The organism is Oerskovia sp. Root918 (genome assembly GCF_001428945.1).
Taxonomy (GTDB): domain Bacteria; phylum Actinomycetota; class Actinomycetes; order Actinomycetales; family Cellulomonadaceae; genus Oerskovia; species Oerskovia enterophila.
In genome coordinates, this window is record NZ_LMJG01000012.1 from 240,607 (window position 1) to 259,164 (window position 18,558).

Here is an 18,558-nt window from a genome sequence, read left to right on the forward strand (position 1 = left end):
GCCGGCCGCGGACACGCGCGGGGGTGCAGCATGAGCGGCGGTCTCGTCGCGGGGGTCGACTCGTCGACGCAGTCCTGCAAGGTCGTCGTCCGTGACGCCGTGACCGGGGCGCTCGTGCGCTCCGGCTCGGCGTCGCACCCGGACGGCACCGAGGTCTCGCCCGACGCCTGGTGGACGGCGTTCGGGACCGCGGTCCGCGTCGCGGGCGGGCTCGACGACGTCGCGGCCCTGGCCGTGGGCGGGCAGCAGCACGGCATGGTCGTGCTCGACGCCGACGGCGAGGTGATCCGTCCCGCGCTCCTGTGGAACGACACCCGCTCGGCCGGTGCCGCGGTCGACCTGATCCGTGAGCTCGGTGCCGGGGACCCCGGCGCCGGCGCCAAGGCATGGGCCGAGGCCGTCGGCTCGGTGCCCGTCGCGTCGCTCACGGTCACCAAGCTGCGCTGGCTGCGCGACGCCGAGCCGGAGTACGCCGCGCGCGTCGCGGCCGTCGCGCTCCCGCACGACTGGCTGACGTGGCGGATCGCCGGCTACGGCCCGCGGAGCGAGGGCCTCGAGCCCGACCTCGGCGCGCTCGTGACCGACCGTTCCGACGCGTCGGGGACGGGCTACTTCGACGCCTCGGCCGAGGACGGGCGCGGTGCGTACCGCACCGACCTGCTCGAGCTCGCGCTCGGACGCTCCGACGTGGTGCTGCCCCGGGTCCTCGGCCCGGGGGAGGACGGCGGGGTGGCCTCGGCCACCGTCGCCGGTGCCGCGGTGAGCGGCGGGGCCCTGATCGGGCCCGGTGCGGGCGACAACGCGGCCGCGGCCCTGGGGCTCGGCATGGGCGCCGGCGACGTCGCGGTCTCGATCGGGACCTCGGGCGTCGTCTCGGCGATCGCCACGTCGGCCACGGCCGACGCGAGCGGGCTCGTCAACGGCTTCGCCGACGCCACGGGCAACTACCTGCTGCTCGGGGTGACCCTCAACGCGAGCCGCGTCCTCGACGCGACCGCGCGGGTGCTGGGCGTGGACCACGCGGGGCTGTCCCGGCTCGCGCTCCAGGCGCCCGCGGGGGCCGACGGGCTCGTGCTCGTCCCGTTCCTCGAGGGCGAGCGCACGCCCAACCGTCCCGACGCGAGCGGCACGCTGCACGGCATGCGGCTGTCCACCATGACGCCCGAGCACCTCGCGCGGGCGTCGGTCGAGGGCATGCTGTGCGGTCTGGCCGACGGTCTCGACGCCCTGCGCGAGCAGGGGGTCCGGGTCGAGCGGCTGCTGCTGATCGGCGGCGGCGCGCAGTCCGAGGCGGTCCGGCGCATCGCGCCGCAGGTCTTCGGCCTGCCCGTCTCGGTCCCCGAGCCGGGCGAGTACGTGGCCGACGGCGCCGCTCGCCAGGCAGCCTGGGTGCTGTCGGGTGCGGCAGAGGCCCCGAGGTGGGAGACGTCGTCGAGCAGCGACTACGACGCGGCTCCCGAGCCCGGGACCCGTGCGCAGTACGCGGCGGTGCGCGACCTGACCTGAGGTCGGGTGCCGTGGCCGGAAGGGCCGTCGTTCCTCCAGGAACGACGGCCCTTCGTCCGTCTCGTGGCTCACCGCCTCCGTCGGCGGACCCACCAGGTGCCCGTCGCTGCCGCCGCGAGCGTCGACGCACCCACCACGGCGAGCGTCTGCGACAGGCTCGCGCCGCCACCTGCCGAGGCGACCGGCTGGGCCGGCCGCGGGACGAGCGTCGCGCTGGTCGCGACGAAGCTCGGTGCGGGATGCGCTGCGGAGGGATCGACGTCGACCCAGTCGGTCGAGCCCTCGGTGCAGGTCTGCGTCGTCGGGAACACGAAGGCCTGGCCGACGTCGCCCGTGATCGTGGCGACCAGCTCGAACCGCGCGGGCGTGCCGTCCTCGACCGGGGTCCCGGACCAGCGCACCGAGGCCCCGTCCTGGGTCGAGGACCAGCCGTCCGGCTGCGTCGTCGAGATCGCCTCGACCCCGTCGGGCAGCGAGACGTCGAGAGCCGTGGTGGGCTGCCCGTCGCACCCGTGCTCGAACGAGAAGGTGAGCGTGGTCGTGCCGTCCCCGTTCGGCGCCGCGGTCTCGAGCAGGACGTGCGCCGAGGCTCCGTGGGCCCCGGACACGCAGAGCAGAGCGCTCAGACCGAGGACCGCGGCCGAGCGCGCCACGAGGCGGGCGGACGAGGACCGCGGCCGACCGGTGCGCGTCACGAGACCACCTCCACGGGGAGCGAGACGACCGGGTTGTCGTACGTCGACGTGCGGACGCTGACGGCCACGTCCCACGTCCCGGCCAGCGGGAGGTCGATCGAGGCGAGGTACGTCCCCGGACCCGTGCGGGTCAGGGTCGGGGTGAACGGTCCGATCCCCAGCTCCGCCTGGGTCGTCCGGACCTCCGGCAGCGCGACGGGCTCGAGCGGGGCACCGTCGGCGTCGAGCAGCGTCAGCTCGAGCGAGTTGATGCCCAGCGCGCCCGGGGTGACCCTGGCCTGGAGCGACCCGGTCCCCAGAGGTTCGTCGAACACCTGCGACCGCGGTGCGGCGGACTCCGGCGGCGTCGCGCTCGCCGGGACCGGGCTCTGCGAGACGAGCACCCCGGTCACCCCCAGGAGGACGACGAGCAGCACGGCCTCGGTCGCGACGGTCCGGCGCAGGCGCCCCAGGCCGACGGGGTCGGAGGTGATGTGCGGGACGAGCAGGTACCGGTTCCACGCGGCGATCACCACGAGGACGAGCGCGAGGCCGACCTTGACCAGGAGCGTTCGTCCGTACCCCGTGGTCAGCAGGGCGTCGAGCGAGCCGAGGATGCGCCAGGCGAGGAGGATCCCGGTCAGTGCGAGCGCGAGGACGAGCCAAGCGCCCACGCCCGAGAAGCGCACGACCGTGCGGGCGGCGCGCTGGGCCGACGCGCCCGAGGACCTGGACAGCAGGAGGCAGAGGCCCACGATGCCGCCGAACCAGACGGCTCCGACGACCACGTGCAGGACGTCCGCGCCGAGCACGAGCCAGACGGGACCGAACGTGCGGGTGTGTCCCACGACCGAGAGCGAGGTCACCGCCAGCGCGGCGCCGCCGAGCGCCGCGGGGAGCGGCCATCGCGCGCGCGTCGCACTCCCCGCCCGGGGACACGCCAGGACGGCCACTGCTAGGCCCGTCAGGCCGAGGAGGGCGGCCAGCGCCGACTCGGACGTCAGCGCCGCACGCCAGAACGACGAGTCGACCAGGGCGCTCGCGCCCCGGCCGCCCTGCCACAGCGCAGTGACGGGGACGGACACCAGCAGGGCCGCTCCGGCGCAGGTCGCGAGCAGGCGACGGGTCCGCTGGAGCCGACGGCGGAGCGTGGGCATGGCCCCGGGAGTCGCGTCGAGCAGGAGGAGCTCGAACACCACGAGTCCGCCCACCCCGAGCGTCCCTGCATAGACGACGGCCTGCGCGACCTGACGCAGGACGGTCACCGCGGGCGAGGCCGGGTCGGCAGGGGCGGCCGCGACGCTGGTGCTGGGGGCACCGACCGAGAACGTGAGAGCGCCCGCGACCGGGTGGGTGTCACCGGACGTGACGCGCCAGCTCACGACGTACGTCCCGTCGTCGAGCTCGCCGGGCACCGCGATCTCGACACGGGAGTCGACGGCGCCGGCCGTGATGGGGAGCGTGCTGCCTGCGGCGTCGAGCAGGACGATGCCGTCGGGGACGACCTGGACGGGCTCGTTGAAGGTCAGGGTCAGCCGGGCCGGGGGCTCCTCGAGGACGGTGCCGTCCCGAGGATCGGTGTCGACGATCACGGCGTGGGCCGTGGCCGGGGTGGCCGATGCGAGCATCAGCACCACCCCGGCCACGGCCGCCACGACGAACGCCACCGCCCCGCGCGCAGCGCGGGAGAGGTCCATGGCCGATCTCAGCCCTGGCTGCGGCGGCCGCGCACGAACGCGGCCCCGCCCAGGGCGAGCCCCGCGGCGCCGAGGACGACGGCGACCCACGACAGGACGAGGGGCGTCGAGGACGGCTCGGCGGGCGCCGCCACGGCCTCGACGGTCGCGGACTCGTCGGAGACCGTCTCGGTGTCGCCGTGCGCGGCCTCGTCCTCCGCAGCCGTGACGGTCAGGACCGGTGCGGGCAGGTCGAGGTCGTGCGGGTCCTCGCCCTCGGCCGCGACCTGCACCCAGGCGGACTCGCCCTCCTGGCAGGTCTGGACGGTCGGGAAGACGAGGGTCTCGCCGACCGTGTCGGGGAGCTTGGTCGAGAGGACGAGGGCGTCCCGGTAGCCGTCGGGCAGCGGGGCCCTCGCGGTGTAGACGATCTCGCCCACGCGCTCGGTGAGCTGGCCGCCATGACCGTCGTCGATCGGGGTCGCGAGCGTCACCATGACCTTCTCGACGTCCCAGCCGGGGTTGACCGTGGGGGTGACGCTCGTGATCGGCTCGGGGATCTGGATGGACACCTTCGTGGTCGCGGACTCCCCGCAGCCGTGCGGGACGCCGAAGGTCAGCAGGGCGTAGGAGCCCGCGGTGGTCGTGTCGGGGTCGACCGACACGTGGGCGGACGCGCCGCTCGCACCGAGCGCGAGGAGCGTGGTCGTCGCCGCGGCGACGGTGAGGAGCTGGAGTGGACGCTTCATGATCTGAGGCACAGGCCTTCCGTGGTGGGACGCAGGGTCGCTCGGGGCGCCGCACGGACGAGAGCCGTCGCGGCGCCGGCTGTCGCCGGGCACGTGCCCGGGCGGCAGGGAGCGGATCGCGGCTGGGCCGCGATCGAGGTCAAGGTGCTGCTGCGAGGACCACGACGGGAGGGGCTCTGCCCCGGACCGACCCACGGCCCGGGGCCGTGAGGACGGGAACGACCAGAGGGAGGAAGAGGGGGTTGCGCCCGCGGGCGAGAGGGAGAGGCACGGCCCTGGGGACCGAGCGCATCGTGAGCCACGACCACAGTGCCCACAGCACGCGGTCGGCGTGGGTCAGGAACACCGAGACCACGAGCGTCGCCACCACGTGGGCGGCCAGCATCACCTCGGGGCGGTCCGAGGCGTGCGCGTGCGCCGGCGCGGAGGCGCTCGAGAGCAGGGCGCACTGCTCGAACGTGTAGTGGAAGGCGAGCTGGCCCAGACCCAGGACGCCCAGGAGGTACGGGAGCGCCACCCGACGCCCGACGAGCGAGCGGAGCAGCACGGCCGTGACCATCACGAGCACGACCACGGGAACGGCCCCCGGGGGCGCACCGCCGGCCAGCCCGTGCGAGACCAGGGACAGCCCGACGACCGCGGTGGCGAGCAACCCTGCTCGAACCCCGCGCAGCAGACCGACACCCGGCGACAGCACGCGACGACTGTAGCGGGCGGATCGCCGGAGAGGGACCCCTTGTCCACGAACGTCCGTACCGACGGCCGCACGGTCGTCCCGGCCGTCCTGGCCGTCCGCGAGCGTCCGGACGCCCCGCGTCGGGCCGTCCGGACGCGACCGGCTCTAGAGCCCGGTCATCTTCTGCATCGCCTCGTTGTAGCGCGCCCCGGCGACGCCCAGGCGCGTGGCGGCCTCGCCCAGCGCCGCGAGGTCGGCCGCGGGAAGGTCGAGCGTGGTCGCGCCGAGGTTCTCCTCGATGCGCGACAGCCGACGCGTGCCCGGGATGGGGACGATGTCCGGCCGCTGGGCCAGCAGCCAGGCCAGCGCGACCTGGGCGGGGGTCGCGCGGTGGGCCGTGGCGACCTCCTTGACGAGGTCGACCAGCGCCTGGTTGGCGGCCCTGTTCTCCTCGCTGAAACGCGGGATCAGGGTGCGGACGTCGCCCGGGGTGAACTCCGTCGAGGTGTCCACGGTGCCCGTGAGGAACCCCTTGCCGAGCGGGCTGAACGGCACGAGCGAGATGCCGAGCTCGTCGAGGGTCGGCAGGATCTCGGCCTCGATCTCCCGGGTCCACAGCGAGTACTCGCTCTGCAGCGCGGTCACGGGGTGCACCGCGTGGGCGCGGCGGATCGTGGCTGCGCCGGCCTCCGAGAGCCCGAAGTACGCCACCTTGCCCTCGGCGACGAGCTCCGCGACAGTGCCCGCGACGTCCTCGATGGGCACCGCGGGGTCGACGCGGTGCTGGTAGAACAGGTCGATCCGGTCCGTGCGCAGGCGAGCGAGCGACGCGTCGGCGACGCGGCGGATCTGCTCGGGACGGCTGTCCACCCCGACCGACCTCCCGTCACGGATGTCGAAGCCGAACTTGGTCGCGAGGACCACCTGGTCGCGCAGCGGCTCGAGCGCCTCGCCCACGAGCTCCTCGTTCACGTACGGCCCGTACACCTCGGCCGTGTCGAAGAACGTCACGCCCCGCTCGACGGCGCCGCGCAGCACCGCGATCATCTCGTCCCGGCCACCGGGGTTGGGCCCGTAGCTCTGGCTCATGCCCATGCAGCCGAGCCCGAGCGCGGACACCTCGAGCCCCTGGCCCAGCGTTCGCTTCTCCATGCCGTCCTCCTGAGGTCGTGCTGACGATCGGTCCACCTCGACGCTACGGGCACCGGTCGGAGGCAGGGAGTTCCTGGCGGTACCTCCCTGGCGCGCGGCGTCCGCGGGGCAGCAGGCGTCAGCGACCGTCAGCGAGGACCACGAGCTGCTGGGTCGCGCGCGTCATCGCGACGTAGCGGTCGACCGCTCCCTCGATCCCCTCGCCGAACGACCCCGGGTCGACCAGGACCACCAGGTCGAACTCGAGCCCCTTGGCGAGGACCGGGGTCAGCGAGCGGACGCGCGGCGTGCCCGCGACCGTGGGGGAGCCGATCACGCACGCGGTGCCGTCGTCGTGCGTCGCGAGCCAGGTCGCCAGGATCGAGTCCAGGTCTGCCGTGCGCCCGTGCACCACCGGGACCCCGGAGCGACGGACCGACGTGGGCACGTTGGCGTCGGGGAGCGCGGCCCGGATGACCGGCTCGGCCTCCGCCATGACCTCCTCCGGGGTCCGGTAGTTGATGCTCAGCGAGGCCGAGCGGACCCGGTCGAGCCCGACCCGTGCGAGCCGTTCGTCCCACGACTCGGTGAACCCGTGCCGGGCCTGCGCGCGGTCGCCCACGATCGTGAAGCTCCCTGAAGGACAACGCAGGCGCAGCATCTGCCACTCGGCGTCCGTCAGCTCCTGCGCCTCGTCCACCACGACGTGCGCGAACGGTCCTGCGAGCAGGTCCGGTGGCGCGGTCTCGAGCGCGGAGGGGTCGACCAGCGCGCCCTGGAGGTCCTGCCCGCGCAGCATCGACATGACGTGCAGCTCGGAGTCGTCGGTCGCGATCAGGTGGTCGACGACGTCGGCCATTCGTGCGCTCTCAGCCGCTGCGGCGGCCCGGTTCCGGCGTCGTCGGCGCGACTCCTCGGGGTCGCCGAGGCGCTGGCGCGCCGCGTCGAGGAGCGGCAGGTCGGCGACGGTCCAGGCCTGGGCGTCGTCGCGCTGCAGGGCCCGGACCTCCTCGGGCGTGAGCCAGGGGGCGCACATCCGCAGGTAGGCCGGCACCGACCACAGGTCCGCGACGAGGTCCGTCGCCTCGATGAGCGGCCAGGCCCGGTTGAACGCCGTGCCCAGGTCCCTGTTCTGGCGCAGCGACCGGCGGACCTGCTCCTCGGGCACGTCCTCGGTCTCGTCGGTGTGCTTGTCGACGAGGATCGTCAGGAGCGCTTCCCAGACCTCGTCGCGCGCGTCGTTGTGCGGGGTGCCGGGGTCCGGGGACGCGAACGCCTCCGCCCAGTCGGCCGTGCTGAGCCAGACGTCGGCCCACGGGGTCCCGACCTCCATGCCCTCGGTCGGTGGTCGTTCGGAGAACCGCACCGCGGGCTCGACCGCCGCGACCATGCGTGCCGACGCCTTGAGCCGGGCCGTCTCGGGGTCGGTCTCTGGCACCGCCGCCGCCCCCTCGGGGACGAGGTCGCGCAGCGTGCACGTCTGCACGCCCTCCTCGCCGAGGCTCGGCAGCACGTCGGCGACGTACGCGAGGTAGGGCTCGTGCGGTCCGACGAACAGCACGCCGCCGTGGTGGTGGCCCAGACGCGGGTCGGAGTAGAGGAGGAATGCCGCGCGGTGCAGCGCGACGACCGTCTTGCCCGTGCCCGGGCCACCGTCGACGACCAGGGCACCGCGCGAGTCGGCACGCACGATCGCGTCCTGGTCGGACTGGATGGTGCCCAGCACGTCCCGCATGCGGGGAGACCTGCTGGTCCCGAGGCTCGCGATGAAGGCCGACTCGTCGTCGAGCGCCACGCTGTCGTCGTGACCGTCCGCGGTGAACGACTCGTCCCAGTAGTCGCTGATCCGCCCGCCCGTCCAGCGATACCGGCGGCGGCTCGCGAGCCCCATGGGGTGCGCGCGCGTGGCCGCGAAGTACGGTTCGGCGGGCTGCGACCGCCAGTCGACCAGCAGGCGCCGGCCGGCGGCGTCGGTCAGGCCGAGGCGCCCGACGTAGACGGGCTCGGACCCGTCGGCCGGCACCAGGCGCCCGAGGCACAGGTCGATCCCGTACCTCTGCAGGAGTCGCAGCCGGGAGCTGAGCCGGTGGATCTCCTGGTCCCGTTCGAGCGCCTCGGTGCCGGACCCGCCCGGTGCCCGGCGCGCGGCGTCGAGGCGTCCCGACAGGTCGGCCACCGAGTGCTCGAGGGTCGCGGCGATCGCGGCGAGGTGCCGCTCGTCGGCGGCGATCAGCGCCGGGTCGGCCTTCGCGGAGAGGCGTTCGGGAAGGTCGAACGGGCTGTCGTCCTGAGAGGGCACGCGAAGGGCTCCGATCGGGTTCGTGCGGGTGCGGGGCGACCGGGAGACTGACGAGGAAGCGCGCATGACCGAGGTTCTCCATCCCACTGCTCGCGGCTGAGATCGACCATTCTGCGGGAGCACCGGGGCCTTGCCGCAAGGCCCCCCGTGCGCTATATCTTGAGAGTGGAAGGGGTGAACACTCCCCGTTCCCAGCCCCTCCGGCCCGCAGGGCGTCCCTTCCGCCAGGATGCACGGATGGTGCATCCCATCGAGCTGGTCCCCGTCGACGCCGAGACCTTCGACGACCTCGATCCGGGCGAGGACTCCCCGGCCACGGAGACGGCTGAGCCCGCGCCCGCGAGGCCCCGCGGTCGCCGGGTCTTCCCCCTCCTGGCGGTCGGGATCCTGCTGGGCGGGGTCTCGTACGTGCTGAGGATCCTGGCCCAGGTGTTCCAGGCGCACGCGGTCGACAGGTTCGGCAACCTCGACCTCTCGACGTGGCAGTACGCTGCCGGGTCCCACCAGCGCCCCGGTTCCCGGTGGCTCGTCGTCGTGGTGGCCTGCGTCGTCGCGGGGGCCGTCATCGTCGCCAACGCCTTCCCGCAGGTCGGCGCACCGGGTCAGGTGATCGTCCAGGACGTCCAGTCCGGTCGGCTCTCGATCGTCGGCGGCTGACCCGTCGAGCCGTTCCTCCTGGCGACCTGACCGAGTCCCGTGGGTCAGACCCCGCCCGCGAACCCCGTCTGACGCCACGCCTCGTAGATCGCGATCGACGCGCTGTTGGTGAGGTTGAGCGACCGTCGCCCGGGCAGCATGGGGATCTTGACCTGGTCGGTGATGCGCGGGTGGGCCAGGACCTCGTCGGGCAGTCCCGTGGGCTCGGGGCCGAACAGCAGCATGTCGCCCGGGCGGTACTCGACGTCGGTGTGCCGGGTCGTGGCCTTGGTCGTGAACGCGAAGACGCGGGCCTCGGGCATCGACGCGAGCGCGGCCTCGAGGTCGGCGTGCACCTCCATCGCGGCGAGGTCGTGGTAGTCCAGGCCCGCCCGGCGGAGCTTGGGCTCGTCGAGGTCGAAGCCCAGCGGCTCGACCAGGTGCAGGCGGGCGCCGGTCACGGCCGCGAGGCGGATCGCGTTGCCCGTGTTGCCGGGGATGCGGGGCTCGAAGAACACGAGGTGGGGGAGCGTCGGGGCCGGGCGCTCGGCGTCGGTGCCGAGGTGCGGTCGCCAGTCCTCGGCACCGGTGACCCCGGGCGAAGGTGCGGGCGCGGAAGTGGTGGGTGCGTCGTCGGGCATGGTCTCGATTCTCCCACCGCCGCGGGAGACCAGTTGTCAGAAGTGAGCCGGTGTAGGGCCCGGCTCACTTCTGACAACCAGTCGGTGCGGCGCCACGTTGTCAGAAGCGGAGCGGGGTATGCCCCGGCTCACTTCTGACAACCGATCGGGGGAAGGGCCTCAGCCCGTCCGCGTGAGCGCGGCCGCGTCGACCTCGTGCTGCAACGGCTCGCCCGCGAGGAAGCGCCCGATCTCCTCGACCACGATCGCCCCCTGGCGCAGCCGGCCCTGGACCGTCGCGGCCGCGTGGTGCGGCGTGAGCAGCACGTTCGGCAGGGTCCGCAGCGGGTGGTCGACGGGCAGAGGTTCGGCGTCGAACACGTCGAGCGCCGCGTCGATCCGTCCGCTCGCGACCTCGCGCAGCAGCGCGTCCTCGTCGGTCAGCCACGACCGGGCGGTGTTGACGAGACCGGCGCCGTCGGGCATGAGCGCGAGCTCGCGCGCCCCGACCAGGTGGTGCGTCTCGGGCAGCGTGGGCGCGTGGACCATGGTGATGCGGCTCGTCGAGAGCAGGTCGTCGAGGCTCACCAGCGCGACGCCCAGGGCCCGGGCGTCCGCGGCCGACAGCGTCGGGTCCGCGACCACGACCTCGGCCCCGAGCGCGCGCAGCATGGTGATCGCCGCCCGCCCGGTCCGGGACGCGCCGATCACGCCGACACGTGTGCCGGCGATCTCGTACCTGGGCGGTGCGTCCTCGGCGTCCTCCCACGAGGCGCCCGACGCGAGACCGTGGTGGAACCGCGGGAGCTGGTGCAGCAGGGCCATGGCGAACACGACCGACACCTCGCCGACCGACTGCGCCATGCCCTGCCCGGCCTGCGTCACGCGCACGCCGCGCGCGAACAGCTCGGGCGTGACGAACGGCTTGACGCTCGCGCCCGTGTGCGCGACCAGCCGCAGGCCCGGCATGCGATCGAGCAGCGCGGCGTCGAGGCGCGGCGTGCCCCACGAGATGACGAGCACCTCCGCCCGCGAGGGGCCCGACGACGCAGCGCCTGTCCGGGCGTCGAGCGTCGCCCCCAGCGTGGCCGGGTCGTCGACGAGCAGGACGTCGGTCAGGGTGCCCAGCGTCTCCCACGCCGCGGGCGTGAAGAACTCGGCCCGCAGCGCGGGGGAGACGCTGACGACGCTCGCGGTGCGGCTCATCGGGGAATCATGCCAGCCACGCGTCGAGGTGCTCGGCGATGAACGCGTCGTCCGACGCGCCGAGCCACGGGTACGCGGCCGTGACGCGCGTGAGCTCGTCGGCCTGCCCGGGCGACAGCGTCTCGGCGGGGTCGAGGCACCAGATTCCCTCGAGCAGCCCCTGGCGGCGCAGCACCTCGTGCACCCCGGCGATGACCCCCGCGAAGTCGTTCGTGGAGTCGAACACCGCGGCGTTGGCGTCGGTGAGCCCGGTCTGACGGGCGACCAGGAGGCGCAGGGCCGCGTCGTCGGGCACCGTGAGCGTGCCGTCGGACGTGACGCCGCGCGCGGCCTGGGCGAGGCGCAGGGTCTCGACCGCGCCGCGCGTCCACACGGCCCACTGACCGAGCAGGCCGCCCACGAAGCGTGCGGTGTACGGGCTCGTGCTCCCCGCGACCGGGAAGTCGACCTCGGAGACCAGGTCGGCGATGATCGCGTCGTCGTTGCCCGTGTAGAGCGAGATCTGGTCGGCGCGGCCGGACTCGGCCACGCCGCGCAGCACGTCGATGGTCCGGTACCGGTTGAACGGCGCGGCCTTGACGGCCACGACGGCCTCGATCGCGGCGAACTCGCGCCAGAAGTCGACCGAGAGCCGCGGCCCGCCGATCGCCTCCTGGAGGTAGAAGCCGATCACGGGCAGGACCTCGCCCACGGCCCGCGCACGGTCGAGCAGGTAGCGCTCGACCTCCTCGCGCGTGCCGCTCAGCCCCGCGACACGCGGTGCGAGGAGCACCGCGTCGTAGCCGAGCTCCGCGGCGACCTGGGTCTCGGCCACGGCCTGGGCCGTCGGTCCCGAGGCTCCGGCGACCTGGACGAGCGGGCGCGGGCCGGTGACCGAGGATCCCGCGGGCGCGTTCCCGCCCGTCGTCTCGCGCGAGACCTCGGCCGCCATCTCGAGCACGGGCCGGTACAGCCCGACGTCGCGGATCTCGAACTGCGTCGTGTGCACGCCCACGGCCACGCCGCCGGCCCCGGCCGCGTGGTAGTACCGCGTCAGGGCGCGCTGGCGGCGCTCGTCGAACCGGCGGTCGGCGGTCAGCGCGAGCGGCTGGGCCGGGATGACCGTGCCGGCACGCAGGAGCGCGAGCGAGTCGGGCTTCATGGCGCGGGCGGTCGAACCCATCAGAACTTCCCGTCGCGCACGGTGAACTTGGTGGCCTTGCCGCTCGTGGGCAGTCCCGCCGCGAGCCACTGCGCCTGCCAGTCGACGAGCGTGCGCAGCGAGACGTCGGGGTAGCCGAACAGCTCGTGGCACAGGCTCGCGTCGTTGAGCAGCGCCGTGCCGGCCTCGGTGCCCGTGAACGAGACCTCGCGGCCCAGGCCCGCACCGAGCAGCCCCGCGAGGCGACGCACCGACGCGGTCTCCGGGCCCGTGAGGTTGACCGTGAACGCGGGGGACGACGCGTGGCCGAGCGCGCGCAGCGCGACCTCGTTCGCGTACCCCTGCCACACGACGTTGACGTGGCTCGTCGTCAGGTCGACCGGTTCGCCCGCGAGGAGGGGCGCCGCGACGTCGCACAGCACGCCGTAGCGCAGGTCGACCGCGTAGTTGAGGCGGATGTTCGCGACCTTGGTGCCGCGCGTGAGGGCCGCGTGCTGGAACAGGCGCTCGCGCCCGAGGCAGCTCATGGCGTACTCGCCGACGGGCCCGGTCGGGTCGTCCTCGGAGCAGCCGCCCGAGGACACGGGCACGAGCGGGTAGACGTTCCCGGTCGAGAAGGCCGCGATGGTCGAGTCCGCGTAGCGGCGCGCGACGTCGCTCACGAGCGCGGCGTTCGCGGCCCATGCGAGCGAGGGGGCCGACGACGTGCCGAACTTGGCGCCGACCATGTAGACGACGTCCGCGCCGTCGGGCAGGCCGGCGAGGACGGCGGGGTCGCCCGTCATGAGGTCCGCCGTCACGACGTTCACGCCCGCGTCGCGCAGGTGGTCGGCCTGGGCCGGGTCCGACCAGCGGGAGACTGCGTGGACCGCGTCGCCGGTGCGGCCCGCGGCGTCGAGCGCGCGTCGCGCGAGGACCGTGAGGCTTGGGCCCATCTTGCCGCCCGCTCCCAGGACGACCAGGTCGCCCGAGCGGGCGGCCATGTCCGCGACGAGCGCGGGCGAGGGGGTGGTGAGCAGGTCCTCGAGCTCGGCGAGCGACGAGGGACCGGCGGGACGCCCGACGGCGGAGGGGCCGGCAGGTGCGACGGCGGCGGCGGGCAGGGGGCTGGGTGAGGTCGAAGACACGAGTGCTATCCCTTGATTCCGGACATGGTGACGCCCTCCTGGAAGTAGCGCTGGGCCACGAGGTAGGCGGCGAAGATCGGCACGAAGGAGATGGTCGCGCCGGCGAGGATCATGTTGAGCGGCACGTCCTGCTGCTGCAGCGACGCGATACCCACGGTCAGGGTCCAGTGGTCGGTGCCCTGGCCCATGATGAGCGGCCACAGGAAGTCGTTCCAGTGCCACAGGAAGACGAACGTGCCGAGCGTCGCGAGGATCGGCTTGCACAGGGGCAGCACGATGCGCGTGAAGATGCGCCACTCGGAGGCGCCGTCGAGCTTGGCGGCCTCGAAGAGCTCGTCCGGCATGTCCATGATGAACTGCCGCATGAGGAACACGGCCTGCGCGTTCGCGAGCGTCGGCAGGATCAGGCCCCAGTAGGTGTCCAGGCCGCCGACCTGCGCCATGAGGATGAAGGTCGGGATGAGGGTCACGTGGTACGGGACCATGACCATCGCGAGGAACGACCAGAACATGGCCTCGCGGCCCGGGAACTTCTTCTTGGCGAACGCGTAGCCGGCCATCGCGGAGAACGCCAGGACCAGCACCACGGACACGACCGAGTAGATGAGCGTGTTCCCGAACCAGGTCCAGATGTTGCCCGCGCCGAGCACGCGCTCGTAGGCCGCGAAGCCCAGGTTCGTGGGGATCAGGCTCTGCGGGAACTGGATCGCCGCCGCAGGCTTGAGCGAGAGGACGACCATCGCGTAGAACGGGAAGATCGTGACGACCGCGGCGAGGCTCAGCACGACGTACCGCACGATCTTGCCGCGCAGCGTCAGGTCCATGCCCGAGCTCTTGCTGCGCCTGCGACGCACCTTGGGCGTGAGGTCGGTCGGGCTGGTGGTACCGGCAGCGGTCCCGGGGTGTCCCGGGGTGCCGGGGGTGGCGAGCGTGGTCACTTGTCCCTCCCGATGAGGCGACGCTGCACCAACGCAACGACGATGGTGATGATGAACAGGGCGACGCCGAGCGTGCTGGCGTAGCCGAGGTCGAAGTACTTGAAGCCCTGGTCGTAGATCTGGTAGACGAGGCTGTAGCTCGCGCGCGCCGGTCCGCCGCCCGTCATGGTGTAGACGAGGTCGAAGATCTGGAACGAGGCCGTGGTCTCGATGACCGCCAGGAAGAACAGGGTCGGCTTGAGCTGCGGCATGATGATGTGCCAGAAGCGGTGCCAGGCGTTCGCGCCGTCGAGCGCCGCGGCCTCCTCGAGCTCGCGCGGCAGGTCCTGCATGCGGGCCAGGAGGATGAGCATCCCGTACCCGAAGCGCGACCAGATCGACACGAGCGCCAGGGCCGGCAGGACCAGGGTCGTGCTGCCGAGCCACGAGTCGGTCGACAGGCCGATCAGTCCCATGAGCTGCGACCACGGTCCGCCCGTCGAGAAGACCCACGTGAACACGGTCGCAGCGAGCACGAGGCTCGTGACCACGGGCAGGAAGAACACCGAGCGGTAGAAGCCCGACCCACGGAACGAACGGCGGACCAGGAGCGCCATGAAGGTCGAGATCGCGAGCGACAGCGGCACGATCAGGACGCTGAGGATCAGGGTCACGCGCATCGCGGACCAGAAGATCGGGTCGTTGACCATGCGCTCGAAGTTGTCGAGGCCGGTCCACTGGGCCGTGTCCCCGATCGTGTAGTCGAAGAAGCTCAGCCCCACGCCAGCGATCGCCGGTCCGAAGCGGAAGGCGAGGAAGAGCAGGAAGGCCGGGAGCGCGAAGAGCAGGCCGATACGGGCCTCGCGGCGGGCCATGGTGCGGCGGAACGCTGATGGGCCTGTCGGGCCGGTCCCGCCCGACGGGCCTGAGGACCCACCGGACGTGCTCCGCGCGACGGGCGTGGCGCCGTCGGGCACGGAGCCCTGGACGCCTGTCCCGAGGACGTCTCCGGACGGGGTGGTTGCTGTCATGAGGTTCTTCTCCTTCGCCTCACCGGGCCGGGGGCCGCGTCAGCGGCGGCCTCCCGGCCCGGTGGGTGTGGTGCGAGATCAGCCGAGGAGCGGGTTCGCGGCAGCGGCCGCGTCCTTCATGGCCTGCTCAGGGGTCTTCTGGCCGATGAGCGCGGCCTGGATCTCCGGGGCGAGGATGCCCATGACCTCGCGCGACTTCTCGTTGAGGTCACCCGAGGTGGTCGCGTCGAGCGTGGCCTCGAGGGCCGCCATGGTCGCGTCGTCGCCGTACAGGCCCGTCTGCGAGGTGTAGGGCGTGAACCAGCCCGCAGCCTTCGCGTACTCGGCCGACGCCTCGGGGCGCGTGGCGAACGCGAGCCACTTGCCCGCCGCGTCCAGGTTCTCGGCCTTCTTCATGAGGGCCAGCGAGCCGACCGTGCCGTAGCCGATCGACTCGGCCTGCTTGAGGGAGGGGAGCACGACCGTGTTCTCCTCGCCCCAGAAGCTCGCGACGTCGCCGGGGCCCTGCTGCCACGTGCAGGCGATCTTGCCCTGCGCGGTGCGGGTCTGCTCGAACGCCGGGATGGTCGTCAGCAGGTCCTTCTCGACGAACCCGCCCTCGGCGAGGTCCGTGACGAACTGGAGCGCCTCGACGCCCTCGGGGGAGTCGAACGCGACCTTCGTGCCGTCCTCGGAGAACACCGAGCCGCCCGCCTGCCACAGCAGCGGGTAGAAGGACTCGTTGAGCGTCGCGTCGACCGCGCCCCAGTAGTTCGTGACGTCGTACCCGGCGTCCTTGAACTTCGGGGCCAGGGTCATCAGGTCGTCCCACGTGGCGGGGTAGTTGCCCGACTCGCCGATCGCGTCGAACGCCGCGGCGTTGCACACGAGCGGCTTCGAGTTCATGATCAGCGGCGCGCCCATCATGGCGCCGTCGATGCTCACGGACTTCGCGGCGTTCTCGCGCAGGTCGCCCGTGTTGTCGGTGATGTAGTTGTCGACCGCCGCGAGGGACTTCGCGTACTTGGGGAGCTGGTCGGGGATCAGGTAGACGACGTCGGGGCCCTTGCCGCCCGCGATGCCCGTCGCGAGCGTCTCGTCGCGGCCGGCCCACGGGTAGATCTCGACCTTGACGTCGACGTCCGGGTTCTCGGCCGTGAACTCGGCGATCTGCTCGTCCCAGAACTTCTTGTGGGCCGCCTCGTCGGCGATGACGGGGTAGGTCCACATGGTCACCGAGCCCGAGGCCGCGCCGTCCGAGGGGACGGGGGTCGAGCTGCCGGTCGTGCCGCCACCGCTGCACGCGGTGAGGGCGCCGAGGCTGGCGATCGCGGCGATCGCGGTCACCACGTGCTTCTTCGGCATGGTCATTTTCGTGCTCCTTTGACGTCGAACGATGACTACCGTGCTGGATGCTTGCTGGATGTTTCGGGGGTCGTGCGGTGGTGCTTCGGGTGCTTCGCTGCTCCCTGCGAGGTGCTGCTTCGGTGTCCGGGCGGCTGCTGCCCGCCCGGACGGGACGTGCTGCTAGCGGGCCGGGACCTCCACGACGGTGCGTGAGTGTCTCGACTCCTCGGCCGCGAACACGGCGAGGTGGCTCTGGAGGGACTCGACGGCGCCCGAGCGGACGTGCGACGCGTCGCCCGTCGCGACCGCGCGCACGAACGCGTCCATGACGCCCGAGTCGCCGCCGCCGTGGTCGTCGGCCGCGTTGGTCGCGCCGTGGTGACCCGAGTCGTGGACCGTGACCGAGCCGTCCCGGAAGTCGGTGACCCGGATCTTCTCGCCGTCGCCGTCGAGGCAGCCGTGGGTCCCGAAGATCTGCGTCTTGCGGTGGTCCTGCTCCGAGAAGGCGGTCATGGTGAACGTCGCCGCTCCGCCGCCCTCGAGCTCCATCGCGACGACCTGGTGGTCCACGACGTCGTTGTCCGAGGCGTAGACGCACCGCCCGTAGTCGCCCGTGCGCAGCGCCTCGATCACCGAGGCCTCGTCGGTGCCGTCGGTGACGACCGTGACGGGCCAGATCGGCCCCTTCTCGCGCAGCGTGCCCAGGTACAGGCGGGGAGCCGAGTACGGGCAGGTCGGCTCGAGCGGGCAGTCCAGGCAGCGGTCCGCGGCGCCCTCGGGACGCTCCTCGGGCCGGAAGTGCTTGAGCGAGCCGAAGCTCGCGACCGTCGTGATCCGCTTGCCCGTGACGTAGCGGATCCAGTCCAGGTCGTGGCTCGACTTGGCGAGCAGCATGGGACTCGACGTCTTCTCCGAGCGCCACGGTCCGCGCACGTACGAGTGCGCGTCGTGCCACCAGCCGACCGGCTCGAGGTGCTGCACGTTGACGACCTCGCCCAGGACGCCCGAGTCGACGACCGACTTCATGAGGTCCGTGTACGGCATGTAGCGCATGACGTGGCACACGCCGAACAGGACGCCCGAGGCCTCGACCGCGTCGACGACGTCGCGGCACTCCTCGGGGCTCGGTGCGAGCGGCTTCTCGACCAGGATCGCGTAGCCCTGCGCCGTGAGCGCCACGACCGGGTCGCGGTGCTCACGGTCCTGGGTCGCGACGATGACCATGTCGGCGAGGCGGGCGGGGGCGCCCGTGGTCCCGTCGCCCGCTGCGACCAGGGACTCCCAGTCCGCGAACTCCGCGACGGGGGCGGCGTCGGGGTTCGCCGCTGCCGAGCCGGACGCCACGAGCGAGCGCTGGAACGGGCGCGGGTCGGCGACCGCGACCAGGCGGGCACGGTCGGGGTGCGCGGCGATCCAGCGTGCGTAGGTCTGACCACGGTTGCCGGCGCCCACGAGGGCGACGGTCACGGGTGCATCATTGCGGGTCACGAGCGGTCCTTGCTTCGTTGCGGGGGCTGCGGGGAGAGCGGGTGGTGCGGTGAGGGGCCGGGCGAGTACGGCTTCATTTGCTATTTGCTATAGCAACTATGACAGATGATCCTGCGCCCTGACAGCCCGTCAGGTCAACTTGCGACCGAGTCGTTATCTTTCGTGCGGTCTGGGACCGGGCTGCCGTGCGGGCTCCGCGACCCGGACCTTCCTCCGAGGCCGGCGGGGCCGGTGGTGAGGGTCGGCGGCTCGGTGCCGAGCACGAGGTTGCGGTCGCTTTCCCGCTGAGAGCGGCCGCAACCTCGTGGTCGAGTGCGCGGAACCTCGTGCTCGGCGCCGGAGGTTGGTCGCGCCG

Annotated in this window: 16 protein-coding genes; 2 read left to right on the forward strand and 14 right to left on the reverse strand. The window is 72.9% G+C overall.

The genetic code is table 11. The features are described 5' to 3' along the window. Positions 1–30: 30 nt before the first annotated feature. Entirely contained in the window at positions 31–1,506 is a 1,476-nt protein-coding gene (locus tag ASE27_RS10525) for a xylulokinase (RefSeq protein ID WP_056649588.1), read from the forward strand. Between the two features lie 68 nt (positions 1,507–1,574). Here ASE27_RS10525 and ASE27_RS10530 read toward each other — a convergent pair whose 3' ends face one another. From ASE27_RS10530 to helR, 6 genes are all read right to left on the reverse strand, one after another. Next, positions 1,575–2,201 (reverse strand): DUF1775 domain-containing protein, encoded by a 627-nt coding sequence (locus ASE27_RS10530; protein ID WP_056649591.1) that lies wholly within the window; start codon positions 2,199–2,201, stop codon positions 1,575–1,577. After that, a complete protein-coding gene (locus ASE27_RS10535; RefSeq protein ID WP_056649594.1) occupies positions 2,198–3,877 on the reverse strand; it encodes a copper resistance CopC/CopD family protein in 1,680 nt (559 codons plus the stop codon). Before ASE27_RS10535 ends, ASE27_RS10530 begins: the two co-directional genes overlap by 4 nt. A gap of 8 nt (positions 3,878–3,885) precedes the next feature. After that, complete coding sequence (locus tag ASE27_RS10540; protein ID WP_082608833.1) at positions 3,886–4,605, reverse strand: YcnI family protein; 720 nt, start codon at positions 4,603–4,605, stop codon at positions 3,886–3,888. A gap of 139 nt (positions 4,606–4,744) precedes the next feature. Continuing rightward, a complete protein-coding gene (locus ASE27_RS10545) occupies positions 4,745–5,302 on the reverse strand; it encodes a hypothetical protein (protein WP_139107608.1) in 558 nt (185 codons plus the stop codon). A gap of 144 nt (positions 5,303–5,446) precedes the next feature. Further along, positions 5,447–6,433, reverse strand: a complete 987-nt coding sequence (locus tag ASE27_RS10550) for an aldo/keto reductase (RefSeq protein WP_056649599.1) — start codon at positions 6,431–6,433, stop codon at positions 5,447–5,449. A 118-nt stretch (positions 6,434–6,551) separates the two neighbouring features. Continuing rightward, positions 6,552–8,711 (reverse strand): RNA polymerase recycling motor ATPase HelR, encoded by a 2,160-nt coding sequence (gene helR / locus ASE27_RS10555; RefSeq protein WP_056649602.1) that lies wholly within the window; start codon positions 8,709–8,711, stop codon positions 6,552–6,554. A 237-nt stretch (positions 8,712–8,948) separates the two neighbouring features. Between helR and ASE27_RS10560 the strand changes: the two genes are divergently transcribed. After that, a complete protein-coding gene (locus ASE27_RS10560) occupies positions 8,949–9,368 on the forward strand; it encodes a hypothetical protein (protein ID WP_056649605.1) in 420 nt (139 codons plus the stop codon). A 44-nt stretch (positions 9,369–9,412) separates the two neighbouring features. On the opposite strand, the gene ASE27_RS10565 is transcribed toward ASE27_RS10560, so the two are convergent. The 8 genes from ASE27_RS10565 to ASE27_RS10600 form a co-directional block, all read right to left on the reverse strand. Further along, positions 9,413–9,988 (reverse strand): tRNA (cytidine(34)-2'-O)-methyltransferase, encoded by a 576-nt coding sequence (locus ASE27_RS10565; RefSeq protein WP_082608792.1) that lies wholly within the window; start codon positions 9,986–9,988, stop codon positions 9,413–9,415. Positions 9,989–10,147: 159 nt separating this feature from the next. Further along, positions 10,148–11,173: a hydroxyacid dehydrogenase gene (locus ASE27_RS10570; protein ID WP_056649608.1), complete on the reverse strand. Its 1,026-nt coding sequence runs from the start codon at positions 11,171–11,173 to the stop codon at positions 10,148–10,150. 7 nt (positions 11,174–11,180) lie between these two features. Then, entirely contained in the window at positions 11,181–12,335 is a 1,155-nt protein-coding gene (locus ASE27_RS10575; protein WP_235535410.1) for a dihydrodipicolinate synthase family protein, read from the reverse strand. Next, positions 12,335–13,441, reverse strand: a complete 1,107-nt coding sequence (locus ASE27_RS10580) for an NAD(P)-dependent oxidoreductase (RefSeq protein ID WP_235534315.1) — start codon at positions 13,439–13,441, stop codon at positions 12,335–12,337. Before ASE27_RS10580 ends, ASE27_RS10575 begins: the two co-directional genes overlap by 1 nt. A gap of 5 nt (positions 13,442–13,446) precedes the next feature. Continuing rightward, positions 13,447–14,379, reverse strand: a complete 933-nt coding sequence (locus ASE27_RS10585) for a carbohydrate ABC transporter permease (protein ID WP_231907789.1) — start codon at positions 14,377–14,379, stop codon at positions 13,447–13,449. Then, positions 14,376–15,389: a carbohydrate ABC transporter permease gene (locus ASE27_RS10590; RefSeq protein WP_235535411.1), complete on the reverse strand. Its 1,014-nt coding sequence runs from the start codon at positions 15,387–15,389 to the stop codon at positions 14,376–14,378. Before ASE27_RS10590 ends, ASE27_RS10585 begins: the two co-directional genes overlap by 4 nt. A 78-nt stretch (positions 15,390–15,467) precedes the next feature. Beyond that, the gene (locus ASE27_RS10595) at positions 15,468–16,739 is read right to left on the reverse strand and encodes a sugar ABC transporter substrate-binding protein (RefSeq protein ID WP_056649611.1); all 1,272 of its coding nucleotides are present in this window, start codon (positions 16,737–16,739) and stop codon (positions 15,468–15,470) included. Positions 16,740–16,895: 156 nt separating this feature from the next. Beyond that, positions 16,896–18,203 (reverse strand): Gfo/Idh/MocA family protein, encoded by a 1,308-nt coding sequence (locus tag ASE27_RS10600; RefSeq protein WP_056649614.1) that lies wholly within the window; start codon positions 18,201–18,203, stop codon positions 16,896–16,898. Between the last annotated feature and the right edge of the window lie 355 nt (positions 18,204–18,558).